This window comes from Xenorhabdus aichiensis, assembly GCF_028598775.1.
In the GTDB taxonomy this organism is placed as follows: Bacteria; Pseudomonadota; Gammaproteobacteria; order Enterobacterales; family Enterobacteriaceae; genus Xenorhabdus; species Xenorhabdus bovienii.
This window is the reverse complement of the sequence record NZ_JAQRFO010000005.1, coordinates 44,683-67,978: the sequence shown is the minus strand read 5'-3', so window position 1 is coordinate 67,978 and position 23,296 is coordinate 44,683. Positions and strand designations below refer to the sequence as shown.

At 47.8% G+C, this 23,296-nt stretch carries 9 protein-coding genes; 1 reads left to right on the top strand and 8 read right to left on the bottom strand.

Annotated elements, in window-relative coordinates:
* Window positions 1-31: 31 nt before the first annotated feature.
* On the top strand, window positions 32-1,153 hold the full coding sequence (locus tag PSI22_RS03910) for an ISAs1 family transposase (RefSeq protein WP_273578673.1): 1,122 nt from the start codon (window positions 32-34) through the stop codon (window positions 1,151-1,153).
* A 1-nt stretch (window position 1,154) separates the two neighbouring features.
* Here the strand turns inward: PSI22_RS03910 and PSI22_RS03905 are convergent, their stop codons facing one another.
* The 8 genes from PSI22_RS03905 to PSI22_RS03870 all read right to left on the bottom strand — a co-directional run bounded on the left by PSI22_RS03905 (window position 1,155) and on the right by PSI22_RS03870 (window position 23,295).
* Window positions 1,155-3,218 carry a non-ribosomal peptide synthetase gene (locus PSI22_RS03905; RefSeq protein ID WP_273578672.1) on the bottom strand — a complete coding sequence of 688 codons (2,064 nt, stop codon included), beginning with the start codon at window positions 3,216-3,218 and terminating at the stop codon, window positions 1,155-1,157.
* Window positions 3,215-7,897 carry a non-ribosomal peptide synthetase gene (locus tag PSI22_RS03900; RefSeq protein ID WP_273578671.1) on the bottom strand — a complete coding sequence of 1,561 codons (4,683 nt, stop codon included), beginning with the start codon at window positions 7,895-7,897 and terminating at the stop codon, window positions 3,215-3,217. Before PSI22_RS03900 ends, PSI22_RS03905 begins: the two co-directional genes overlap by 4 nt.
* Window positions 7,898-7,907: 10 nt before the next feature.
* Window positions 7,908-8,123: a hypothetical protein gene (locus PSI22_RS03895; RefSeq protein WP_273578670.1), complete on the bottom strand. Its 216-nt coding sequence runs from the start codon at window positions 8,121-8,123 to the stop codon at window positions 7,908-7,910.
* Between the two features lie 638 nt (window positions 8,124-8,761).
* The gene (locus tag PSI22_RS03890) at window positions 8,762-9,613 is read right to left on the bottom strand and encodes a 3-hydroxyacyl-CoA dehydrogenase family protein (RefSeq protein WP_273578669.1); all 852 of its coding nucleotides are present in this window, start codon (window positions 9,611-9,613) and stop codon (window positions 8,762-8,764) included.
* Between the two features lie 70 nt (window positions 9,614-9,683).
* Window positions 9,684-10,364 (bottom strand): GNAT family N-acetyltransferase, encoded by a 681-nt coding sequence (locus PSI22_RS03885; RefSeq protein ID WP_273578668.1) that lies wholly within the window; start codon window positions 10,362-10,364, stop codon window positions 9,684-9,686.
* A 250-nt stretch (window positions 10,365-10,614) separates the two neighbouring features.
* A complete protein-coding gene (locus tag PSI22_RS03880) occupies window positions 10,615-11,712 on the bottom strand; it encodes a cupin-like domain-containing protein (protein ID WP_273578667.1) in 1,098 nt (365 codons plus the stop codon).
* 13 nt (window positions 11,713-11,725) lie between these two features.
* The gene (locus tag PSI22_RS03875) at window positions 11,726-16,750 is read right to left on the bottom strand and encodes a beta-ketoacyl synthase N-terminal-like domain-containing protein (RefSeq protein ID WP_273578666.1); all 5,025 of its coding nucleotides are present in this window, start codon (window positions 16,748-16,750) and stop codon (window positions 11,726-11,728) included.
* The gene (locus PSI22_RS03870; RefSeq protein ID WP_273578665.1) at window positions 16,735-23,295 is read right to left on the bottom strand and encodes an AMP-binding protein; all 6,561 of its coding nucleotides are present in this window, start codon (window positions 23,293-23,295) and stop codon (window positions 16,735-16,737) included. The genes PSI22_RS03875 and PSI22_RS03870 overlap by 16 nt, the downstream gene beginning before the upstream one ends.
* Window position 23,296: the final 1 nt, after the last annotated feature.

Genomic DNA, 23,296 nt, shown 5'->3' with positions numbered 1-23,296 from the left:
GGATAATGCCTTCATTTTTAGAGGGGCGCTGATGAAAGAATTAGTGGATGTCTTTTCTGACTTTCCAGATCCACGTTGTCAGGGAAAGGTCAAACACCGTTTTATTGATATCTTAGTGATCGCGGTATGCGCTGTCATTGCCGGCGCTAACGCCTGGACCGATATTGAACAGTACGGCCAGCTAAAAAAGGATTGGCTGGGTGCATTTCTTCCGCTCAAAAGCGGTATTCCGTCACATGATACTTTCCGGCGCTGTTTCAGTTTATTAAATCCCGGCCTCTTTGAACGTCATTTTTATCAGTGGGTTTCTCGTGACGTCTCTTCAGAAAAGCGGGCGATCATTGCGATTGATGGTAAAAGTTTACGCCATTCGTTTGATAAGAAAATTGAACAAAGCCCATTACATGTGGTGAGTGCATTCTCGGTTGAGAAAGGGCTCAGCTTATGTCAGTGTGCCGTAGACGGAAAATCAAACGAAATTAAGGCCATCCCCACATTATTATCGATGCTTTCATTGAAAGGACATCTCGTGACGATTGATGCGATGGGCTGCCAACGCACGATTGCTCAGCAATTACGCGAGAGTGAAGCCGATTATATTTTGTCCCTTAAAGGCAATCAGGGGAAAACCTTTTCGGAAGCCGTTGACTATTTTCAACAACAACAGATAGCCCAAAAACCTTACCTTAAACCTGACCATGATAAATTCGATGATAGCCACGGACGTACCGTCAGACGACGCGGATGGGTTCTGCCGCTGACATCAGAAACAAAACACTTAGGTTCTTGGCCAGATATTCAGGCCCTCCTGGTAACGGAAACGATACGACAAGAACATTATTCTGACACAGTCACCTCTGATTTTCGTTATTATTTAAGTAGTTGCCAGGATGCTCCCGCCTTTCAGTTAGGTGCCCTACGAAAACATTGGGCTATCGAAAATAGTTTACACTGGGTACTGGATGTCACTTTTAGAGAAGATGATTCACGGATGAGAGAGCGGATCGCCACAAGAATATTTGCCCAATTACGTAAAATGGCGCTCAATATCGTTAAACGAGATACCAACAGTAAACTGAGTTTGAGTGCCCGAAGGAAATCAGCCGGGTGGGATAATGGCTATATGGAAGCGCTGTTATTTAATCAATTTTAACCTACCAAAATTTCATGCGTAACCCCTGCATGTTCTGCACATATAACTGTATTTTGTCAGTATCCAGACAAATGACTTTTTGTTGACTGACAGGCAATTTTTCGATCAAAAGTGTTTCAGTCAGGATAAATTCTACCCCGCTGTGCTCCAGCATGTATTGAAGACGTGCTTTCGGATAACTGGCATCCAGCGGCACATAAGCTCCGCCAGCTTTAAGAATCCCCAACAATACAACAACTGCCTGTAGTGAACGCGGAAGGCAAATCGCAATCAACGTATCAGGCTGAATGCCTTGTTCAATAAGATAATGAGCCAGTTGGTTAGCTTGCTCATTCAACACCTGATAACTTAAAGAATGTTCACCAAAAATCAGCGCAGTTTTTTCAGGATATAGTGCAACTTGCTCTTCAAATAGCTCATGGAAACAAAGACCACGTTGGTATTGAGTCTGTGACCCATTCAACTCATGCAGTAGCATGTGTTTTTCAGCATCAGCCAGAAACGGGAGATCATGGACGGATGGCTCATCATTAACCGAATCGTCGCTCATCACCCCGACAATACTGATCAGCAGGGTTTCGTAATTAGCGAGTAATCTGTCAATGGTATCGCTGTTAAACAGGCTGGTGTCTGCAATCCATAAAATCGATAACTCTCCTTTCTTTTCGTCTTCATAAACATGAACTTCCAGATCAAAACGGGTAGTGAGAAGCGGTTTTTCTTCATCTGAAACAATATGTTCCTGATCCCAAATGAAATCTTGTTGATTGTTCTGTACGGCAAAGATGATCTGGAAGACCGGATTATGATTTAAATTTCTCTCCGGGCAGATTTTTTCCACCAACATTTCAAAGGGGAGATCTTGATGCTCATAAGCATCCAGAATGGTGCGGCTGTTTTGTTTTAGCAATTCACTGAACGTCAGTGGTTCGGATAAGTCAGTCCGGATAACCAGAGAATTGACGAAAAAGCCGATCAGGGGTTCAATATCGCGGTGTCTTCTTCCGGCTATTGGCATACCAACCACGATATCTTTTTCATTACTGTAACGACTGAGTAAAACGGCAAAAGCTGTTTCCAAAAACATGAATAAAGTGACTTCATGTTTGGCGCACAGTGCCCTGATGTTTTGGGTGAGATGCGCAGAAAGACGCTGTGAATGAACGCGCCCTTCGAAACCTTGTTTTTCTGGCCGGGGATTATCCAGCGGAAAACGATGTAATAAATTAATACTGGCTAACTGATTTTGCCAATACGTCAGTTGTTTTTCCAGAATTTCGCCTTGCAGCCAGTTCCGTTGCCATTGGGCATAGTCGGCATACTGGATTTTTAACGGGGACAGCGGATTATTTTCACCTTGGCAGTAAGCCCGATACAAAGTGAGAAGTTCACTGAGGAAGATAGGAAGAGACCAGCCATCGTAGGCGATATGGTGCATCGTATAGATAATGACATAATCATCTTCTGCCAGTTTAATGGCCCGAATACGCAGCATCAAATCAGCACTGAGGTTAAAAACCTGATTTCCTTCTTCTCTGTTGAGTCGTTTTAAGTGATGGTTTTTTTCTGTTTCAGAAAGTATCGATAAATCATGATGGGTCATGGGCAGGTCGTAGGTAGTCGCAATCACCTGTCGCGGCTCGTTATCAATCATTTTAAAATGAGTACGCAGTGCTTCATGACGTTCAAGCAAGCTCTTCACTGCCGCTTCAAGTGCCTCAATATTCACGGATTCTTTTAATCTGAAATTCCCTGTAAAGTTGTATTGGAGGCTGCTGCCATTTAACTGATCAATCAACCACAAACGTTGTTGGGCAAATGAGAGAGGATAATCGGTTGCATGCTCATCACGTTGAATATCTTGCAATTGATACGTGTGCATTTCCTCGTCTGAATTGACGTAACTTAGAAACTCAATCAATTCTTGTTTGTGCTTTTTCCATTCGCTGAGCAATTCCAGCGGAATAGTGTCGCACTGAGTTTCATATTGTAAGCGGTTATCAGCAACAAACAGCGTAATTCCCCGACTTAAAGCTTCATTGACAATCTGAGCGGCGTTTTTCATATATCACCTTTCAATATTTTTTGTGTTGCCCCTTGTTCAGCCTGGAAATGTTTTCTTCTTGCCATGACAAGATGAACCGTGACAACTTTTGATAGTTGCTCCAGTGTTGGGTGCTCAAAAATACTTCTTAAAGGAATTTCAACGTCTAATTCATTGCGTATTGAGCTGATCAGGCGTGTTGCCTGAAGTGAATGTCCGCCCAATGCGAAGAAATTGTCATTAACTCCAACCTGATGAACTTTCAGTAAATTTTGCCATAACTGACAAAGCTTCTTCTCCATTTCATCTCGTGGGGCGGTATAAGCCTGCCGCCGCAAATCATCTTCGTTAGGAACAGGCAGCGCTTTTTTATCTACTTTATTGTTTAGAGAGAGCGGCATACGTTCTAGTGGGATATAGAGGCTGGGCACCATATATTCCGGTAGTTGCTTTTTCAGAGCAAACTCAAGGAGTTCTGAAAGTTCACCACTAATAGACGAAATTTGCGGATAGTTAGCCAGATGGGCTTGACTGTAATCAGAGCGAGCCTGTATTTGAGGTAATGTTCCACGGCTGAAAATCACATCCAGCAGATCTGGTTGTTGTTGTGACCATGTCATACCACACTGATAACCACACAGTTCAGCATATTGGAGCAGCAATTCAAAAGATTGAACCTGTTCCGTCGACTGCGCGGAGAAGCTGCCTGCTTGTTCAGATGAAGAAATAAATTGATTGGCCGGCCAATGGCGTAATCCCTCGGCCAAGGCAAGATCGTCTTTAACGCGGGCATTGGGGATACCCGAAACACCAAATATTTGCTCTTCCCTTTGTAACATGTCACGCAAATTTTCAAGGGAAACAAAGTCGTACCAAGTGAAAGCAGCATGACCACACGATTTTGTACTTTCGTCTTTTTTATGCAGTATGACGTCATAACGATAACGCAGCATCTCATTATCGCCTACACCCCGTTTAACCAGAATATCCACTCGGTCAATCTCCGGATAACGGGCGGGTAATTGGGCAAAATAAGTTGGACTGAGCAGGAACTCTTCTTCTTGTTGCAAACGTCGCTGAATACGGTTTGCCATCGTTCCCACGGAAATACGCTGTTCGCCCAGATGGCTTTGTTCTATCGCCGTCACATGTGCCGTTAACAAATCTAAGTTGCGGATATCCCCCAGCAAAATTGTTCCCCCTGCGGCAATCGCCGGCAGTAACTGGGCAAGCACTTTATCCAGATACTGAACATTGGGGAAATACTGAACCACCGAGTTAATGACAACAGTATCGAAGATATCAGGCGTGATCATACCCGAATTCAGCGCATCCCCCTGACGCAACTGGACATGCGACCAACCGCGTTGTTGCAGGATTTGCTGATGACGTGTCAGCACTTCTGCCGAAATATCTGTTGCCAAGACCGATTCACACTGTTCAGCATATTGATACAACAGTAAACCTGTACCACAGCCTATTTCCAGTAAGCGACGGGGATGCAGGGCATTAATTTTCTGCATGGTGCCCGCACGCCACTCTTCCATCTGCTCAAGCGGGATCGGCTGATTGGTATAACTGTTTATCCAGCCGCCAAAGTCACTGTCAGTGTCATGTTTATCGGAGATGACGTTTTCAGTTGTTGCCTGTCGATATTGGTCATCAAAGACTTTTGTCCAGCTTTCAAGATAGTCAGCATTAAAAGCGGTCGCTTTTTCTGCCAACCAAGTCGTACTCGGACAAACGTAAGCAATCAGCTTTTTATCTTCACTGTTACCATCAGTGATCACCGCCGCACTGCTTAAAATTTCCTGACCAGCCAGAACGGATTCGATTTCACCCAGCTCTATTCTATGGCTGCGAATTTTGACCTGTGAATCAATGCGGCCAATAAACTCCAATTCTCCGTTAAGAGTCCAACGAACTAAATCGCCGGTACGATAAAGCTTGTCAGTCGGATTAGGACTGAATGGATCACAAATAAACTGCTTTTCTGTCAGTTCTGGCGCATTCCGGTAACCTCGTGCCAATTGGATACCGCCGATATACAATTCCCCCTCCGCACCAAGAGGGACTAAATTGCCATCGGAGTCCATAATACGCATCACGGCATTCGGCAGTGGTTTGCCAATCGTAATCCGCTTATCTGCCGTTAATAATCCACTGGTGATAATAGAAGTGCATTCTGTCGGACCATAAACGTTGAACAAGTTCCGATCTTGTGACCACTGTGCGGCAATATGCGGTGGTACGGCCTCCCCAGCTAACAACAGGGTTGAAACGCTGCGCCATTTATTGAAATCCAGATGAGGTAGCAAAGCGGGTGGTAATACTGCATGGGTAATCTGGTATTTTTCAATGATGTCATCCAGTAACTCAGGAGAACGGCGCTGATTTTCAGAAATAAGATACAGTGTTGCCCCGTATGCTAATGTCATGGACATTTCCAGAATGGCAGCATCAAAACTCCAGGAGGCAAATTGTAATCCGCGGATATTTGAGTCAGCCCCAAATAAAGTAGCCTGCGCCTGTGCCAGATTAACCCAGCCCTTGTGTTCCAGCATTGCGCCTTTGGGTCTGCCTGTGGAGCCAGAGGTATAAATCACGTACGCTAAATGGTTTTCAGTCAATGGGAATGGGCGTTCGGTGATGTTCTCTATTGGTAAATTTTTCAGATGTAACTGTATTTTGGAGGTATCTAAACAGATGACGTTTTGTTGATTGAGCGGCAGATTATTGACCAAATACGTTTCAGTCAGGATAATTCCCGCCCCGCTGTGCTCCAGCATGTATTGAAGACGCGCTTTCGGATAACTGATATCCAACGGCACATAAGCACCACCCGCTTTTAAAATACCCAGTAGTGTAACAGCCATTTGCAGCGTTCGGGGAAGACAAATTGCAACTAAGGTATCAGGCTGAATGCCCTGTTCAATAAGGTAATGCGCTAATTGGTTGGCCTGTTCATTCAATTCTCTATAACTGAGCGTACTGTCACCAAAAACCAACGCTGTTTTTTCGGCGTTTTGCGCAACTTGTTCTTCAAATAACTCATGGAAACAACGATCGCGCTGGTACTGAGTCCGTGGCCCATTGAACTCATGCAATAATGTGTGTTTTTCCACATCGCCCAAGAGGGGAAGTTTATCAATGGATGGCTCTTTATTAGCCAAATTGACACTCATCGCCTCGACAATGCTGGTCAGCAGTATTTCGTAATTAGCGAGTAATCTGTCAATGGTATCGCTGTTAAACAGGCTGGTGTCTGCAATCCATAAAATCGATAACTCTCCTTTCTTTTCGTCTTCATAAACATGAACTTCCAGATCAAAACGGGTAGTGAGAAGCGGTTTTTCTTCATCTGGGGTAATATTATCCTGCTCCATCGTAGTATCTTGTTGGTTGTTCTGTACGGCAAAGATGATCTGGAAGACAGGATTATGATTTAAACTTCTCTCCGGGCAGATTTTTTCCACCAACATTTCAAAGGGGAGATCTTGATGCTCATAAGCATCCAGAATCGTGCGGCTGTTTTGTTTTAGCAACTCACTGAACGTCAGTGATCCGGATAAGTCAGTCCGGATAACCAGAGAATTGACGAAAAAGCCGATCAGGGGTTCAATATCGCGGTGTCTTCTTCCGGCTATTGGCATACCAACCACGATATCTTTTTCATTACTGTAACGACTGAGTAAAACGGCAAAAGCTGTTTCCAAAAACATAAATAAAGTGACTTTATGTTTGGCGCACAGTGCCCTGATGTTTTGGGAGAGATGCGCAGAAAGACGCTGTGAATGAACGCGCCCTTCGAAACCTTGTTTTTCTGGCCGGGGATTATCCAGCGGAAAACGATGTAAAGGGGCAATGCCGGCTAACTGGTTTTGCCAATACGTCAGTTGTTTTTCCAGAATTTCGCCTTGCAGCCAGTTCCGTTGCCATTGGGCATAGTCGGCATATTGGATTTTCAGCGGGAGCAGCGGATTATTTTCACCTTGGCAGTAAGCCCGATATAAGGTGAGGAGTTCACTGAGGAAAATAGGGATCGACCAGCCATCGTAGGCGATATGGTGCATCGTATAGATAATGACATAATCATCTTCTGCCAGTTTAATGGCCCGAATACGCAGCATCAAATCAGCACTGAGGTTAAAAACCTGATTTCCTTCTTCTCTGTTAAGTCGTTTTAAGTGATGTTTTTTTTCTGTTTCAGAAAGTGCCGATAAATCATGATGGGTCATGGGCAGGTCGTAGGTAGTCGCAATCACCTGTCGCGGCTCGTTATCAATCATTTTAAAATGAGTACGCAATGCTTCATGACGTTCAAGCAAGCTCTTCACTGCCGCTTCAAGTGCCTCAATATTCACGGGTTCTTTTAATCTGAAATCCCCTGTACCGTTGTACTGGGGGCTGCTGCCATTTAACTGATCAATCAACCACAAACGTTGTTGGGCAAATGAGAGTGGGTAATGCGCTGAACGTCCGTCACGAGGAATATCCTGCAACAGGTGTGTTTGAGTATATTCTTCCGAGTCAATTTGGTTCAGAAAATCAACTAGCTCTTGTTTATGGCTTTTCCATTCACTGAGCAATTCCGGTGGTATATTGTCGCGCGTGGTCCGATATTTCAGCTGGTTATTGACAACAAACAGCGTGATTCCATGTTCTAAAGCTTCATTGACGATTTGTACGGCAGTTTTCATATATCACCTTCTAATAGTCCTTGTGTTGTTTCTTGTTTTGTCTGGAAATGTTTTCATTTTTCTTTGACAAGATAAACCGTGACAATTTGTGATAACTTTTCCATTCACTGAGTAATTCTGGCGGTATGCTGTCGCGACTGGTTTCATATTGTAATTGGTTATCAATAACAAACAGAGTCATTCTCTGATTTAAAGCTTCATTAATGATTTGCGCGGCATTTTTCATATGAAATTTTTTGCCTTTAGATTATTTTTGTGTTTTTTCCCAGCCTGAAAGTGTTTTTAATTTTTTTTGTTATTAATTTTTATAAAAAATCTTAAATTCCTTATTTTTATGAAGGAGGGAAACACATAAATGTTCCCGAAATGTATTTATACAGAAAATGAATCATTAGATAATATATTTTTAATCTATTACTTTTTTAATATAGAAAAATAGAATATCTATATTTTAGATACACACTATTCAATGAATATTTCTTGGCGTGAAAAATAAGATAGGGCTTTAGTCTTTAAATGAAAATATTTTTAATTATAATTAACAGCCATGGCCATAAATATAATATTAAAATCATTAACATTCATACTAACATATTATTGTTATTCGCCGTCATATACTTTTTTTATTTATGTATCAAAAAATAATTAAATACAGATACTTTTATTAACACCCTCAGACATAATCTATTACCCTTTTATTTTATGAAATATCATCTTATGTCATGGTAGTAAAAAAAAGAGCTTCATGTATCATGTAATAATACGAAGCTCTTGGTAATTAAGATGATGCTATTCGTTATAAGGCTCGAAGGATTGAGTCTACGCTATCTTGCTGAATAAAAATATAACCTGAACATAAAGGATTTAATAAGTGTAAAATCCCCGGCCGGATTTTCGTCCCAAATGCCCCGCATCAACCATTGTCCGCATCAATGGACAAACCCGATATTTTGAATCCTGAAACATCTGGTAGAGCACATCAAGGGAATTGACCACCGTGTCGATACCAATCAGATCCGCTGTTTCAAGCGGCCCCATTTTATGACCGAAGCATTGTTTAAAGATAGTGTCCACATCCGCAGGTTGAGCAATGCCGTCCTGTATGGTGAAAGCGGCTTCATTCATAAATAAATGAGAAATCCGATTAGAGACGAAGCCGGGGCCATCTTTCACCACCACGGCATTTTTACCTAGCATGCTCAAGATTTCCAGACATCGCTCTTTAGTTTGTTCGGAAGTATTCAGACCGACAATCACTTCGACGGTATGCTTCAGATAAACCGGATTCATAAAATGCACACCAATCACTTGAGAAGGCGTTTTATGAAACGATCCCAGTTTCGTGATGGGAATGCAGGAGGTGTTCGCCGCCAGTACCGCGTGAGGTGCAATAAACTCAGACATACGGGCATATAACGCCTGTTTAAGCTCGATATTCTCCGTGATGTTTTCCACCACAAACGCACAATCCGACACAGCTTGCAAATCCTGCGACCAGACGATGTTGAGCAGCATCTCCTCAGGGGTTTTTCCTTTAGCGAGCGGACTGAACAAAGGCGCGTAACCCGCCGTTTCCGTAACGCGTTCCCTGCTCTGTTCGCAAGCAAAAACGTCTTTTTCGATAACAACAACATCATGCCCCCGCAACGCACAATCAAAAGCAAGGCTAGAACCAATATTTCCGCCACCAACCACAGCTATTTTAAGTTTTGACATAGTGATTACTTTCTTGTTGGGTTTTAAAAGGTTGCTATTTCAGGTTAACTTATTGGATCACAGGCATCGTTCATTCAGTAGAATCAGGAGAAATCACTTCCCACTTGCCAAACAGCGTCAATCCCGCCGCTTTAGCCAATGACGTAGACGCATAGTTATCGAGTTGGCATCGGTACTGAGGTTCATACCCCTGATGACAGGCATATTTACTGATTGAACGCACCACTTTGCTGGCGTGCCCTTTGCCTCTAAAAGATGTCAGCGTCAATACGCCAAGATCCGCAATTTGCGCGTTCTCCCACGGATACATGCTGGCCGCGCTGACCAGACGATGCTGTTCAAAAGAGCCGAACACCGCCCAGTGATCCAATTCCACATAAGCGTCATCCAAATCTTGCTCTGAGGCGGAAGATTCGAATTCGGAGAAAACCGCCTCATCTTGCTCTGTTAACTGACGCAAGACACCTGCCGGATTCTCTTGCAGCAAGACGTTCTTATCCGCTTCTGAAAAATAGAAAACATAATCTGCGCCATGCAGCGTGACGCCCGCTTCATCCAACTTCTGACGGAAAATCGACTCAGATAGCTCTTGTTGTTGATAAAGACCAGCCTTATCAGCCAATGCAGGCGTCAGAACCGCCATCACTCGGCCGTCGGAGGTTTCCAGTACCATGACCCGGCGATCTTCGTTCAGATCAGGATTGACGGTAACCGTAAAAACTTCATCGCTATAGAGAACGTCTCCGTTCAAAAATGGGGTCTGCCAAAAATCAGTTATTGTTTGTGAAAATGAAGGCATACTTCTTACTCGCATTGGTTGGAATCAGCGAGCGCACGATGGCGCTCAGTCAAATAACCCTAGGAAAAACAAGCGGAAGTTTGAGCTACCCACTCCCTTGCTCGCTCTTCAATCTATGCTATCACTTCATCACGTGTAAATAGGCTTGGCAACTTAACACTGGCTTGGTCAATCTGGACAGAGCCGCCAGCAACAGTCAAAACTAAAGCCTTTGGTTACGTTGGTGAATAAGGGAAAATTCCGGAACAGCCGCAATCGGTGCATTGGCTATCCAGCCGTGGCCGCGCTCGCGTTTGAAATTGAAGTAATCACGATATTCCGAATTAGTGACAAAGTTATAAGTCAAAGAAATACTCGGCGATAAGGTATGCACTTCATGGGCTAATCCTTTGGGGATCAGCATAATCTCACCCGGCAGCAAGTCGAATTGCCATATGCGATCTTTGCTGTGTGGTGAATTTGCCTCACTTTTCCCATTAGCGGCGGGTGGTGCGACGGGTGATAAAGCAGCACTACCCTCAGCAGCATCTCTGACCACATCTTCAAGCGAAGCGGAAAAGATCCAGCCCGCTTTTCTGCCCGCGACCTGACACAACACCGCATTGGTGCGCATACCATCGACATGTAAACGGGTACAAGCTCCCGGAGCAGAAAAATAGAGTCCCCAATCCTGACACATCCGCTTGTTGGGATGCAGGGACCCTACCTGAACCCAAGGGATCTTATAACCGCCATCCGGCAGAAAATAAGGCCTACGCCAATGCTCCTGAATGCGTTGAAACGCCAGAAAACTGAACGAATTGGTTTTCACCCTGTGGCCAAATCCCCAAGTGAACAGCAGATGTTTAAAAAATGAATCGTAGGTGTATCGCAGATAGCTAAGGTTATCCCCCATTTCGCCCAGTTCAACGGCAGGCAATGACGCGATTTCCCGCAGGTAGGCGCGCAACTCAACATGGTCTTTCGGTTTGAATCCTGCATCCTGCAATTGCACGGACATATCCCCGAACTCCTGACAAAAGTAATCAAAGCTCCATATTTGCTTCGCTCGCCAGCCTCTCAAGCCATCTGTGACAATAACTGGTTCTTTCTTCATTAAGTAGCGTTCGCTGAACTCAGCGACAGAAATGTCCGAAACTTTCTCCACCTTGCGATATTCAGCCGCCTCAAGGCGCGCCAGTACATCGTTATTGCCAACCTCTCGTTGCGTACCCTGCCTGCGCCGATAAATGCTCATTTCTTCGAATGCCCACATCGCGACATCCCCGAACGCATTCCATGTATTACCGAAAAGACTCATCTTTCGCCCTCCCCTAAAAATTAAACTCTGAATCCACGTTCTGGTCGCTCGTCTGAGCGGACATTTCCGGCGTAGGCTCACCGCTAAGGTTCTTGAGTAATTCCTGTATTTCCGTATCAGGATCGGTGAGCACTTCCTCTATCAACGCGAAGAAGTACTCAAACAGCGCCATAATGATTGCTTCGCTAAACATGCGTGCACGAAATTGTATCGTGCAGTCAAATGTCTCTTGGGTTTCGGATATTTCCATCACCAAATCAAATTTGGCCGTATCTGACGTCAGTTCCAGTCGGGAAAATCCGGGGAGCCACTCGGCCTCTTCAGCACCGTTCAGACTCAGTGGCAGATATCCGAAAACCACGTCGAACAACGGATGTTTGCCTTGACGGCTTTGAAAGTCATATCCGGTACTCAGGTCTTCCAGCAGCGTGCTCATCGGATAGGACTGATAAGGGACGCTTTCAGACCACTGTGCATTCAGCTCCAGAAGATAATCCGTCATGGCAAAGTCCGCATCCGGCTCAATTTTCAGAGCCAGCATGTTGACAAGATAGCCCACCAGTGCCAGTTCCTCCGGCTGTGTGCGTCCGGTGACGGGAACACCGAGAAGAAAGGATTCGGCGCGGGCGATTTTCGTCATCAGCACCCCGAACACCCCAAGGAAAAAGGTAAATACAGGGAGCCCCAGATCACTGCAAAAACACCTGATTTCTTCACTGGTTTGCGCAGAAAAACTTTTAACCCGCGTTACCCCCCGATGGCTGTCGGCATCGATATGTCCGTCATAATCATCTACCGCAGGCAATGCCAACGGCGCCGGCAAAGGCAATAGATTGGCGAGCCAATAGGCTTTATTTTTCCGTACCTGATCTTCACTCTCAAATTCCAGCCTATAGCGCCGATAGGCCGCGAAACTGTACTCCGGCGCAGGTAACGGACGCTCCTCAAGCCTATTCTGAAAATCATGAGCGAGTATGCCCAGAGAAACAGCGTCGCATACGATGTGATGGACGACGATCAACACCTGATGGAACTGGCCGGCATCCGTACCTTTTATCATCATGGCGCGCATTGGCAGTTCGGTATGCAGGTCAAAAGGTGCCTTAGCAAACTGTTCGAGGCGAACCAGATTTTCCTCCTGTGCGGGTTCAGCCTCAAATATGGCCAAGCTGACTTTAGCATCAAGCTGAGGCAGCATTATCAAATTAGCCTCCTGCCTTTTAAACAGACATTTCAAGACTGGATGCCGATCTGCAACCTGTTCTATCGCTGTAGCGATGGCGATCGCACTGATCGCCGCCGGACATTGAAAAGCCATTGGCATGTTATAACTGGCGTCGGTAAACGTGGTTTGATGTATGTACAACAATTCCTGATCGGCGCTGGCAACGATTGGCTCAGATGGGTCGATGGTCGGCAAGATCGGATGAAAAGCGTTTTGGTCGTTGAGCAACTGCCGCTCAATCTCCCGTAAGGTGGGCTGCGCAAAAAAGTCCTGAATGGAAACTCGCTTACCGAGTTTTTTATACACTTTTTCCGCCATCACAATAGTCTTCAGACTGTCGCCACCCAGTTCCATAAATCGGTCATCAATGCCGATACCATCAATACCGAGAATACTGCTCCATATAGCAGCAATTTCCTTCTGCATCTCATTGGCAGGCGAGTGATAAACGGAAGTCAGCGTTTTCGGTCTGGGCTTCAATTTGACGTTCCCCTCGGCCTGCGGTCTGTGATCGCCATTGGCAGCACGTCTTCCTCCCCAGGCATATAACCTATCCATAAACTGGCCAGCAGAGAAAATTTTCTGGTTTTCGTGATCGTATTCACGCAAGCTGCGTTCAAACAGAGCAGGAAACTCAGCGCCAGAGAGAGCAACTTCATTGGCACCCCAGACAAATGCATCAGCCCGGCGTTCTTCTTCGAAATGAACCGTTTCCCAGTTCACAACAACCCAACGCGTTCCTGTCAACCGTCTGTTTTGCATCTGACCCCAACCATCCAGAAACAGATTGGCCGCCGCGTATGGCGCATGGGCAATCCCCCCGAAAAATGCCGACATAGAAGATGTCACGAAGCAGTATTTGACAGGAATGCTTTCAAATACGTTGGCAAGCACTTCCGCCACCTGAGCTTTTGGCGCGAGTTGCGCGCAATAATGATCAGCATTGAGTTGAACCAGAGGAGAAAAAGAATTGCCATCAGTGACGCCGGCGGCGTGTAGAACCACACTGATTTCCCCCAAACGATGGCGAATGGATTCAAACAACGCTAATGCGTCGGCTTCCGATTCCAGAGCATACGGAAAAATCTCCACCGTTTCAGCGCCCGCGTCCTTCAACTCTTCCTGTAAGCGCTTCATCGCGGGAGAGTCCGCAGGCTGGCGACTGATTAGTGCCAACCGCCCTTGAAAACGTCGTGCGATCACCCCTGCCATCACCTTGGCCATCCTGCCGCCAGCACCCGTGATGACGTAAGTTTTCCCGATGAAATACGACGCATCCAACACATCATTTTCTTCCGCATCCGGACAACGGAAATCTTCAACAAACAGCCCCTCGTCATTGAGTTTCAAAGGCCCATGCAACGGAGTTTGCAGCAGTCTGGTCAGCGCAGCGGGTGTCCAATCTGCACTAGGATTCTGAATGCACAGAAACGCACAATTGACACCGGGAATTTCCTGAGGCATCACTAACGCTAACGCTTTAAGAGCCGCAGCCGTCAATACAGATTCAGCCAGAGATCCGCTATCGCCGGTCATGGAGAAAGCAGGCACGATCAAATAAATATGCACGGAAGTAAACACGGAGAAATCAGTCTCCGCGAGCGCCCTGCCTAATTCAGATAAGATTTGGAGCGACGTTGGCGCAAAAGAAAAACCCTCCGTCGGGAACGCCAGCGACAACACCAGAGAAGGATTCTTTTGCGAACCTGTCATTTGCGAACCTGTTATTTGCGAACCAATAGACAGTTTTGCCAGAGCGTTCCGCACCTGTACTGGACACAGCATATCCAGACTGACAACTTCAATCTGACTGTTGTCTGCCAACCCGCCCACAAGAGACGCTAACGTCTGGTCAACCAGCAGCACGGCGTCCGGCTTCACCTCCAACATCGATTGTGCCGGCAAGCGTATAGGCTTCCAGAATGGCGATAACAGACCCGACGCATTTTTAGACAGATTTTTGCCATCAGGTGCCGCGACGATATCGGCAATCTGCGACCAGGTTTTATCTGTAATATGTCCTGTTCCGTGCTCCTCACGAATAAAAGCGTATCCGGGAACATCCATCAATGGTTGTCCATCACAGGAGCGGAAAAGACATTTCTCAAGCTCTTTTGTCTTACCGGATACCCAGTCGGTGATAGCAGCAAAATGTTCTGAGAGGTTATCTGGCGATGTCGTTTCCAAAACTTGCCGAACCAGCGCCAGACTCTCCGTCTGTTCATCAGGTGCCAGATAGCGTTCAATTTGCCACATCAGAGCAAACTTCGAATCTGCCGCAAACACGGCTCGATACGGAAAACTGTGCCGCTTGCCCAAGGTACGGGACAGCGCAGATAAATCCGGATCAGTTTGCGATACCAACCACTGGGACACTGATTCTAATTGCAACCCCAGAGAAGCGCTGTTTTTCGCTGAAAACGGAAAAAAACAGACTTCGGGTACTTTATCGACACCGCTTGTCTTCATGGCCTGCGGAGGGAGCACATATTGCTGTAACACCATATGCGCATTGGTTCCGCCAATACCAAAACTGCTGACGCCACCAATTCTCAATTTCCCTTGTTTTGACGGCCACGGTTCAGCGCGGGTGTTGACATAAAACGGGGAGTGTTCAAATTCCAACTGAGGATTAGGGCGTTGGAAATGCAACGTGGGTGGGATCATGCCGTGTCTGAGTGCCAATACCATCTTAATGAAACCGGCGATACCCGCGGCGGAATCCAGATGCCCGATGTTGGTTTTAACGGCACCCAGTGCACATTGATTGAGTGTCTCCTCTACATTGGCAGAAGATCCTCTTTCATTGAAAACTTCACGCAACGCCATAAATTCGATGCTGTCTCCCAAAGAGGTCGCCGTGCCATGACACTCGATGAAATCCAGATCCGCCGCGTCGATCTCTGCCATCTGCAAAGCAGAGCGAATCACTTCCGTCTGCCCTTTAACGCTAGGCGCGGTGTAACCTACCTTGCGGGCACCGTCGTTGTTAATGGCAGAACCTTTGAGGATCGCCCAGATAGGATCGTTATCAGCAATAGCGTCTCCCGCCCGCCGTAATACCACCGCGCCTAACCCGCTACCGAACACGCTGCCGGTAGCCTCCGCATCAAACGCTCTGGTCTTACCGTCTTTTGAAAATAACATCCCGTCTTGATAGGTATGCCCGTTTTGCTGCGGCAATAGCAGACTGATTCCGCCGGCAACAGCGAAATCACACTCACCACTCAACAAGCTCTGCACGGCCTGATGGAGACTGACCAAACTGGTTGAGCAGGCGGTCTGCAAGGTAAAACTGGGGCCTTCCAGTCCTAACTTCCAGGAGATTAGCGTACTCATCGCATCTTTATTGGACAGTTGGGAGGCAAGAAAACCGCCTACATTCTCAACCTGTTCAGACAGCATCGCCTGCATAGTCCACTGCACCGAACTGCGCGCCCCCAGAAACAGTCCGATATTACGACTCCGTTTGTCCGGATCGACGCCAGCGTTCTCCAGGGCATGCCAAACGCACTCCATCATCAAACGGGTTTGCGGATCCAAAAGCGCCGCTTCTGCCTGACTGTAGCCGAAAAACTCCGCATCGAAATACTGTGCACCTTCCAGTACTCCGTTAACCGGCACGAAATCTTTATTGCGTATCTTGCTGGCATCATGCCCCGCTTTAAGCAATTCTTCTGCCGTAAAGCAGGAAATCCCGTCCACGCCCATCAACAAATTTCGCCAAAACTCACTGCAATTCCCCGCTCCCGGAAACCGACCTGACAAACCGATGACAGCGATATCTAAATCTTCTCTTATTTCTGTACGCATAATGTCTTACCCTGTTCCAGATCGATAAAGTCATCGGAAGTTAATTGCTTAACGAATTCAACGTGATCACCGCTTTTACGCCGGACGGTGCAGCACCCTTTTATTTTTTGCGTAAGTCCATCAATACCTGCTTCGTCTGCATCGTCGGAAAAGAACATCGCGACAGGGAGATTTTCTAATGGCAGAGCCAGGATCCGCTCATAAAATGTTTTGTTTTCAAGGATCTGATGCTGTAATTGGTAATAGCGCCACTCCTGATGGAGCGAAGGGAATTGCCGCCGCAGTGTTTCAACATCCATATCGGCATCAATACCCGCACAATCAAAGGCCAACCGATTAACGTCGCGAAAAAACTCAACGAACTCTGCATACAGCTCATCCCCCGCAAAAACATCGGTGCGCAAGTTAGGATCGAGAAATACCAGCTTGTCTATATATTGGGAAAAATGCTGCGATGGCTGCGATAGTTCCGCTTGTTGCGCCAGCAATGCCACCAGCATCTCCGCCCCAAGAGAATAGCCGCCCAGCCACAGTGATCGTGACGAGTGTCTGCTCTGTGCTTCAATATACGGTGCCAAGTCACTGAGTAACGCCTGTTTAAATTCCTGCACTGACAGGTTTTCAACGGCGCGGGGATCCGTTGTTAAAACAGACACAGTGACGCGACCGGCCAATTTGTCCGCCAGCGCCTGCAATTCAATCAATCCTCCTAACGCTGGCGGCAGCAGTATCAGTTTGGCAGTGCCCGGCTCATCGGCGTTCAGGAAACGCTCTTGTAACAACTTCACTGGCATTGTGTCATGTGCTCCCTGCCGTGCTTTGATCAGCGACCATTGCTCACCAAGCGTGGCATTGCGAAACACATCAACGGGGCTGAATGTCACGCCGAACCGCGTTTCCAATTGGTTAGCCAAGCGCACGGCACTCAGGGACGAGCCGGATACCAGAAAGAAGTCAGAATCCTGTGTCAACGCCCCTTTATATCCCAGGCATTCCCTCCAGCAGGTGATTAGCTTTTGCAATCCTTCACCCATTGTCGCTGCCTGTTCCTCCTGTGTTTGATGCGTGTATTCACGCCATTCCAGAAACAGCGCCACGATCCGCTGCCGATCCAGTTTGCCTGTTTCGGTTCGGGGCAAAGACGCTACCGGAAATATCGCCGACGGCAGGTGGGAACGGGGATAATGTCGCGCCAGATACTGTTGCAGATCCGACTGCACACTCTCTTCTCCTTCAATCGCCAGTACCAAACAGGCTTCCGGTGTGCCGGCGAACGCCACTGCGGCACCCGCCGCAATCACGTCAGGATACTGCCCTGCTCGGTTTTCTAATTCACCCAAACCGATGAAATTGCCCCGCACTTTACAGCTATCATCCATTCGCCCTTTGAGGTAAAACAGACCGTTTTTGTCCGCCATCGCTAAATCGCCGGTGCGGAAAAACGTTCCCTGAGCGTCCCGACCAAATTTACGCGCAGTCAGCGTCGGATCATTCAGATAGCCGTGATGCTCAAAATCCCCATAGATCACCAGTTCTCCCCATTGACCGATCCGGAGCCGGCCGCCATCCTGATTGATCACGGCAAAAGCGGCATGGTCGAAGGGTTCTCCGATGGAAAGTGCCGCACCTGACGCCAACCGAGCGCAATTCACCATTGATACAGCGATGCAGGTCTCCGTGGGGCCATAGCTGTTCCAAATCTGAGTGCGTTCGAGTAATTGGCTGATATCTCCGGCTGCGAGGAAATCCCCGCCACTAATGCAGATCGTGGGCAAGGGCGCCAACTCCGGTATACGGTTCCAAGCAGAGAAAAGAGCCGGAGCCGCAGAAATGACATCAGGACGGTAGCGAAGTAAAAACGCCCTCACCTTGCGTTCATCCAATAAACTGTAACGGTCAGCGACCACACTCGTTCCCTGCAACACCCAAGCGAGCAGAACTTCTTCGAGATAACCGTCAAAACTGGGCGAAAACTGCTGCACGATCCGCAATTCTTGCTGCGTTGTCTGCAATTCTTGCTTCAATCTCAGCTTATTGACGAGTGAATCCACATACTGCGCCGCCGTACGCGCGGCAACACAAATGCCTTTGGGTTTACCGGTAGTCCCGGAACTGTACAATACCCATGCAATAGGATTATCGTCGCAGGATTTCATGCTGTGAAAGCCGTGCCAATTGATGGAAACAGGGGCAAGCAGATTATTGTCCTGCAATTGCGCTCCCATCTCCGACACCGCCGCCGCGCCAATTTCCGTTCCGTGCATGATCACGAGATCCGGCTCTGCATGGCGGATCACCTCGTTAATACGCTCCTCCGGTGTCCCCGTTTCCAGTGCCAGATAGGTCGTGTGCGTCAGGAAACACGCCGCCAGAAATGCCTGTAGTTGACGCCCCTGACGTCCCAAAATGAGCGCCCGCCGAATCGTCCCCTTGTTTAGAACCTGCGTATACGCAGCGGTTAATGCGGCGAATTCTTCCCAAGTCACGACGCCTTCTTCATCAATCACCGCGGGACGGTCGGTCAATGTCAGAAACCCATTAATCAGCATGGCATCAATTTGGCGATACGACGCACGTCGTTGAACTGGCCGAAAGGCCTTTTTAACTGCGTCGGTAGACACTATCAGCTCATCAATCAGCAAGTCGGAGGGAGCGTGACTCAAGATCTGCTGCAAAATTTCCTGATAGCCGGTTACGATGGCTTCTATCTGTGAATCTGTGAAAGCCGCGATCTGATATTCCAGCGTCAATCGGCAACTTTGTGTATTTTGTATACCTTGCGTACGATGGCTGACAGTAAGATTGAGCGGCCCATGCGCTTCCAGCAATAAATCCTCTGCATCCAGTGCCTCATTCTCCCCTGCGTCAAGATAGGAATAGGCGACATTAAGCAGTGGATTATGGCCAAACATCCTAGGGTCACGACTGAGCAATGCAAAGGCCTCTTCAACCGGGAAAAAAAGCTGATCAACCGCGCGCCACTGCTCATCCGCCAATTTCTTAATAAATCGGTCAAAGGTTTCTGCCGGCTTATCAAAACGAAACGCGCAAGGGGATAACGAGACGAACATGCCCACTGTCTCCAGCGCATTTTTTGGGCGAAATGCATTCGCCACTGAAATGGAAAAAGCATCGCTACTCCCTTCGCGCGCCACGGTAAGCCCCCACACCGACAGAAAAAGCATGGCCGGAGTCACGCTTACTGTTCCGCAAAGACGTTTCACTGCTGCCATATCCGCAGCCGATAGATGCCAGGATAGGGTTTTTACCTTGCTGCCTGCATCCACTGCGCCATGCCCGAACGGATCGAACTCAAGCCCTTCAAGATAGTTTGTCCAGAATGTTTCAGCCTGTGTCCAAACCGGGCGCTGACGGGCATCCACTAATGCCAGCGCGTAGTGCCTGTAACTCAGCGCAACGGGAGCCAACGACTCGTGCGCCAGCAATTGCTGAAACTCACGCTGTAGGATCTCCAACGAGGGTTTGTCCACTAAAATATGGTGGATCTGCAACTGCAAGCCGGCGTGCTCCGTGTTCAATTCCTGTAGACAGCCTCTCAGCAGAGGCGCTTCTCCTAACTCGAAAGCCTGCGTCCGCATCTGTAACCACTGATTCGGATCATCGATCAGTACCCTGTCAACTGAGAGCGACGGTAATATCTCAGCATAGGGAATGCCTTCACTATCAATGCGATATCGGGTACGCAAAATATCGTGGCGGTCGATTAGAGCCTGTAGTGCTTGTTTCACTGCATCAGGGAGGAGGTCATGAGATAACGGGATCTCCAGCGCCAAAATATAAGCCCGTGATTCTGGATGCAGACGATATTGTGCATAAAGCCGAACTTCTTGTGCCGATAACGGCCCACGCCCGCTAACCGCAAGCTGAGGTGCGGTGTCCAGCAGATTTGAGAAACTCTCCGTCGCCATGCTGTCACTGCCAGTCCGTCGGGCGTCGATTGTTTTCGCAAGCGCTTCGATCGTATCGTTTTGAAAGAATTCCAACAAAGAGACAACCAGCCCAAATTCATGTTGAATTTCCGCCAGAACTCTTGCTGCCCGTAACGAGTGGCCACCCAGGGAGAAAAAACTTTTGTCTACCGACAACGTGTCAACGTCCAACTCCAAATACCGCGCCCAACAGGCTGCCAACCATTCTTGGATTGCACCGTCAGGCCGGACGATTTTACCGCTCACTGCCTTGCCAAATGCCTGTTTTAGCCCTTGTCGATCCAGTTTACCGTGGCGCGTCAGCGATAATTCCGCGACCAAAATAACCGGACTCGGCACCATATAGGCGGGCATCCGGCTTAATAACGCCTCTCTGACGTTTTGCTCCGTGACCCTACTGTCCGTCGTAACGATAAAGGCGCCCAGATGAGCGTGTCCCCGCTGGTCTTCTATGCCAATCACTGCCGCTTGAGCCACTGTCGGCAGATCCAGGATGTTTTTTTCAATGGCATCTAACTCGACGCGGAAACCGTTCACTTTCAGTTGGCGATCCCGCCTTCCCTCAATTTCAATCTCACCCTGAACATTCCAGCAACCGAGATCGCCACTGCGATAATACTTTCCTTTCAACCACTCAGTATCCAAGTCTATGAACACCTTTGCAGTGAGATCAGGGCGATTTATGTAGCCCGCCCCAACGCCGATTCCTCCTATCAACAACTCACCCGCTACACCGATAGGACAGGGTTCTAAGCTATCGGGAAATACCACGACACACTGGCAGCCGCCTAACGGCTTACCGATAGTGATTTTCTGGTCATTACGCACTAAGGATAAATAGGTTGTGATAACGCCGGTTTCGCTGGGGCCGTATACATTAAACAGCTCGTAATTATTCTTTTGAAACGTTCTCAGACTTTCGCCGCCAAAATACAGTTGCCGCAAGTTCGGAATATCCCCCAACTCCATGATGTATTCCGCCAGCACGGTCGTGGTGAACAATAAATCGATGCGGTTTTCCCGCAGGAATTTGACGCACTTTTCAGCGTCTGTACGCGCCTCTTCCGGCGGCATGACCAACACAATGTCCTGAGTCAGACACTGCACACATTCCAGCACGAAATAGTCGAAAGTATGATTCGCTACGGAGGCAACTCTGGAACCTGCCGTGCAGTACAGGGTTTGTTTTTCATCACTGAGATTAAGTAATGCTTGATGAGTATTGATACAACCTTTCGGTTTACCCTCACTGCCGGAGGTCATCACCACACACAATGGGTCGTCGGGATTGACCGCCTCACCTTTGCACAGCAATGCCGCCAGAGCAAACATCTCCGTTCGATGCGTCAGCTTGGCCGGTACATAATAAGGCAGCATGACGACCTGACAGCCCTGAGTGCGGAAGAATTCTACCATCTCACCGCAACTTTCCTGTAGCAGAACCACCTTGGTGCTATGCAGCTCGATAATGTCCAATAACTGCCTTTCTGGCGCGCTATGGGATTGCAGGCAGAACGGCTTACCGATGCGTATACATGCCATCGCAGCGAGTGTGGTTTCCACGCCCTTGGTGCCGACAATAAGCACACAGTCGCCTAACGATTCCCATTGTGGCAAATCAGGATCGGTCAACAAAATAGCCGTGTACCGTTCCAACTGTTTAAAGTTAACGGTCTGCTCATCGGCCTCCAGAAACCGGGTTTCAGCTCTGTCGCGCATGGAGGCGGTCATGGCCTGCGCCACATTTTTATACCTCAGCGGCTGCGCGGGTACGGGGGCAGAAAGTGCAGCAACTCGCTCCCGCTCTTGCTCCGGCATCCAGGGCATTGACGCGAGCGGGGAGTTTGGCTCGAATACCATGCTGTTCAATAACAAGGTCAAACGATCCATCAAAAGTGATGTCAGTTCTGCGTCCACCCTCCGCGAATCGAATCGCATATGCAGACAGGTCTTTTCGGGACGGGCTTGGATCCAGAGACTCAGTGAATAACACGCCGCCTCTGTTCCTTCAAAGGGTGCCTGCGTTTCAGAGTAACCCACCAAAATTTGCGGCGATTGCGACATCACGGAAGACGCCGATTGCACAGGTATGCCAGACGTCAACGCAGCAACTCGCTTCCATTGTGCAAGCTCTTCACCAAACAGTCGTTTTACGGGTTGTGTCAGTTCCGTTTCCGTCAGATGCCATTTAGCGGGGACCAGATAAACACCAGCGGGACAGTCATTGGACAAAACCATCGGTGTTCCGTTGCCCGCCCTATCTTGCGCCTCGATCGCCCAAATCAAGCTCCCTTCCGGCTCTCGGCTGTGCAAAAAGGCGAGATACTTGATGCAGGCGGAAAACAGCGACAAACGATGCAGCGGAGACGCTGCCATAGTGAAAATTCTGCTGTTCAGTGGTTCGGCAAGGGTGAATGACGTTGTGACAACCTCTGTGTTCGTCTCCGATGCCGCCAGACGCGTCACAAAAAAGGGACACCCCTGATATTCGGTATCCAGTTGTTGGCGAACATAATCTTTGAATGCCTGTTTCCTTGCATTCATCACAATGGGATCATTAGTGTGCATTTCCGCAACTTCCTGTTTTATTTTCATA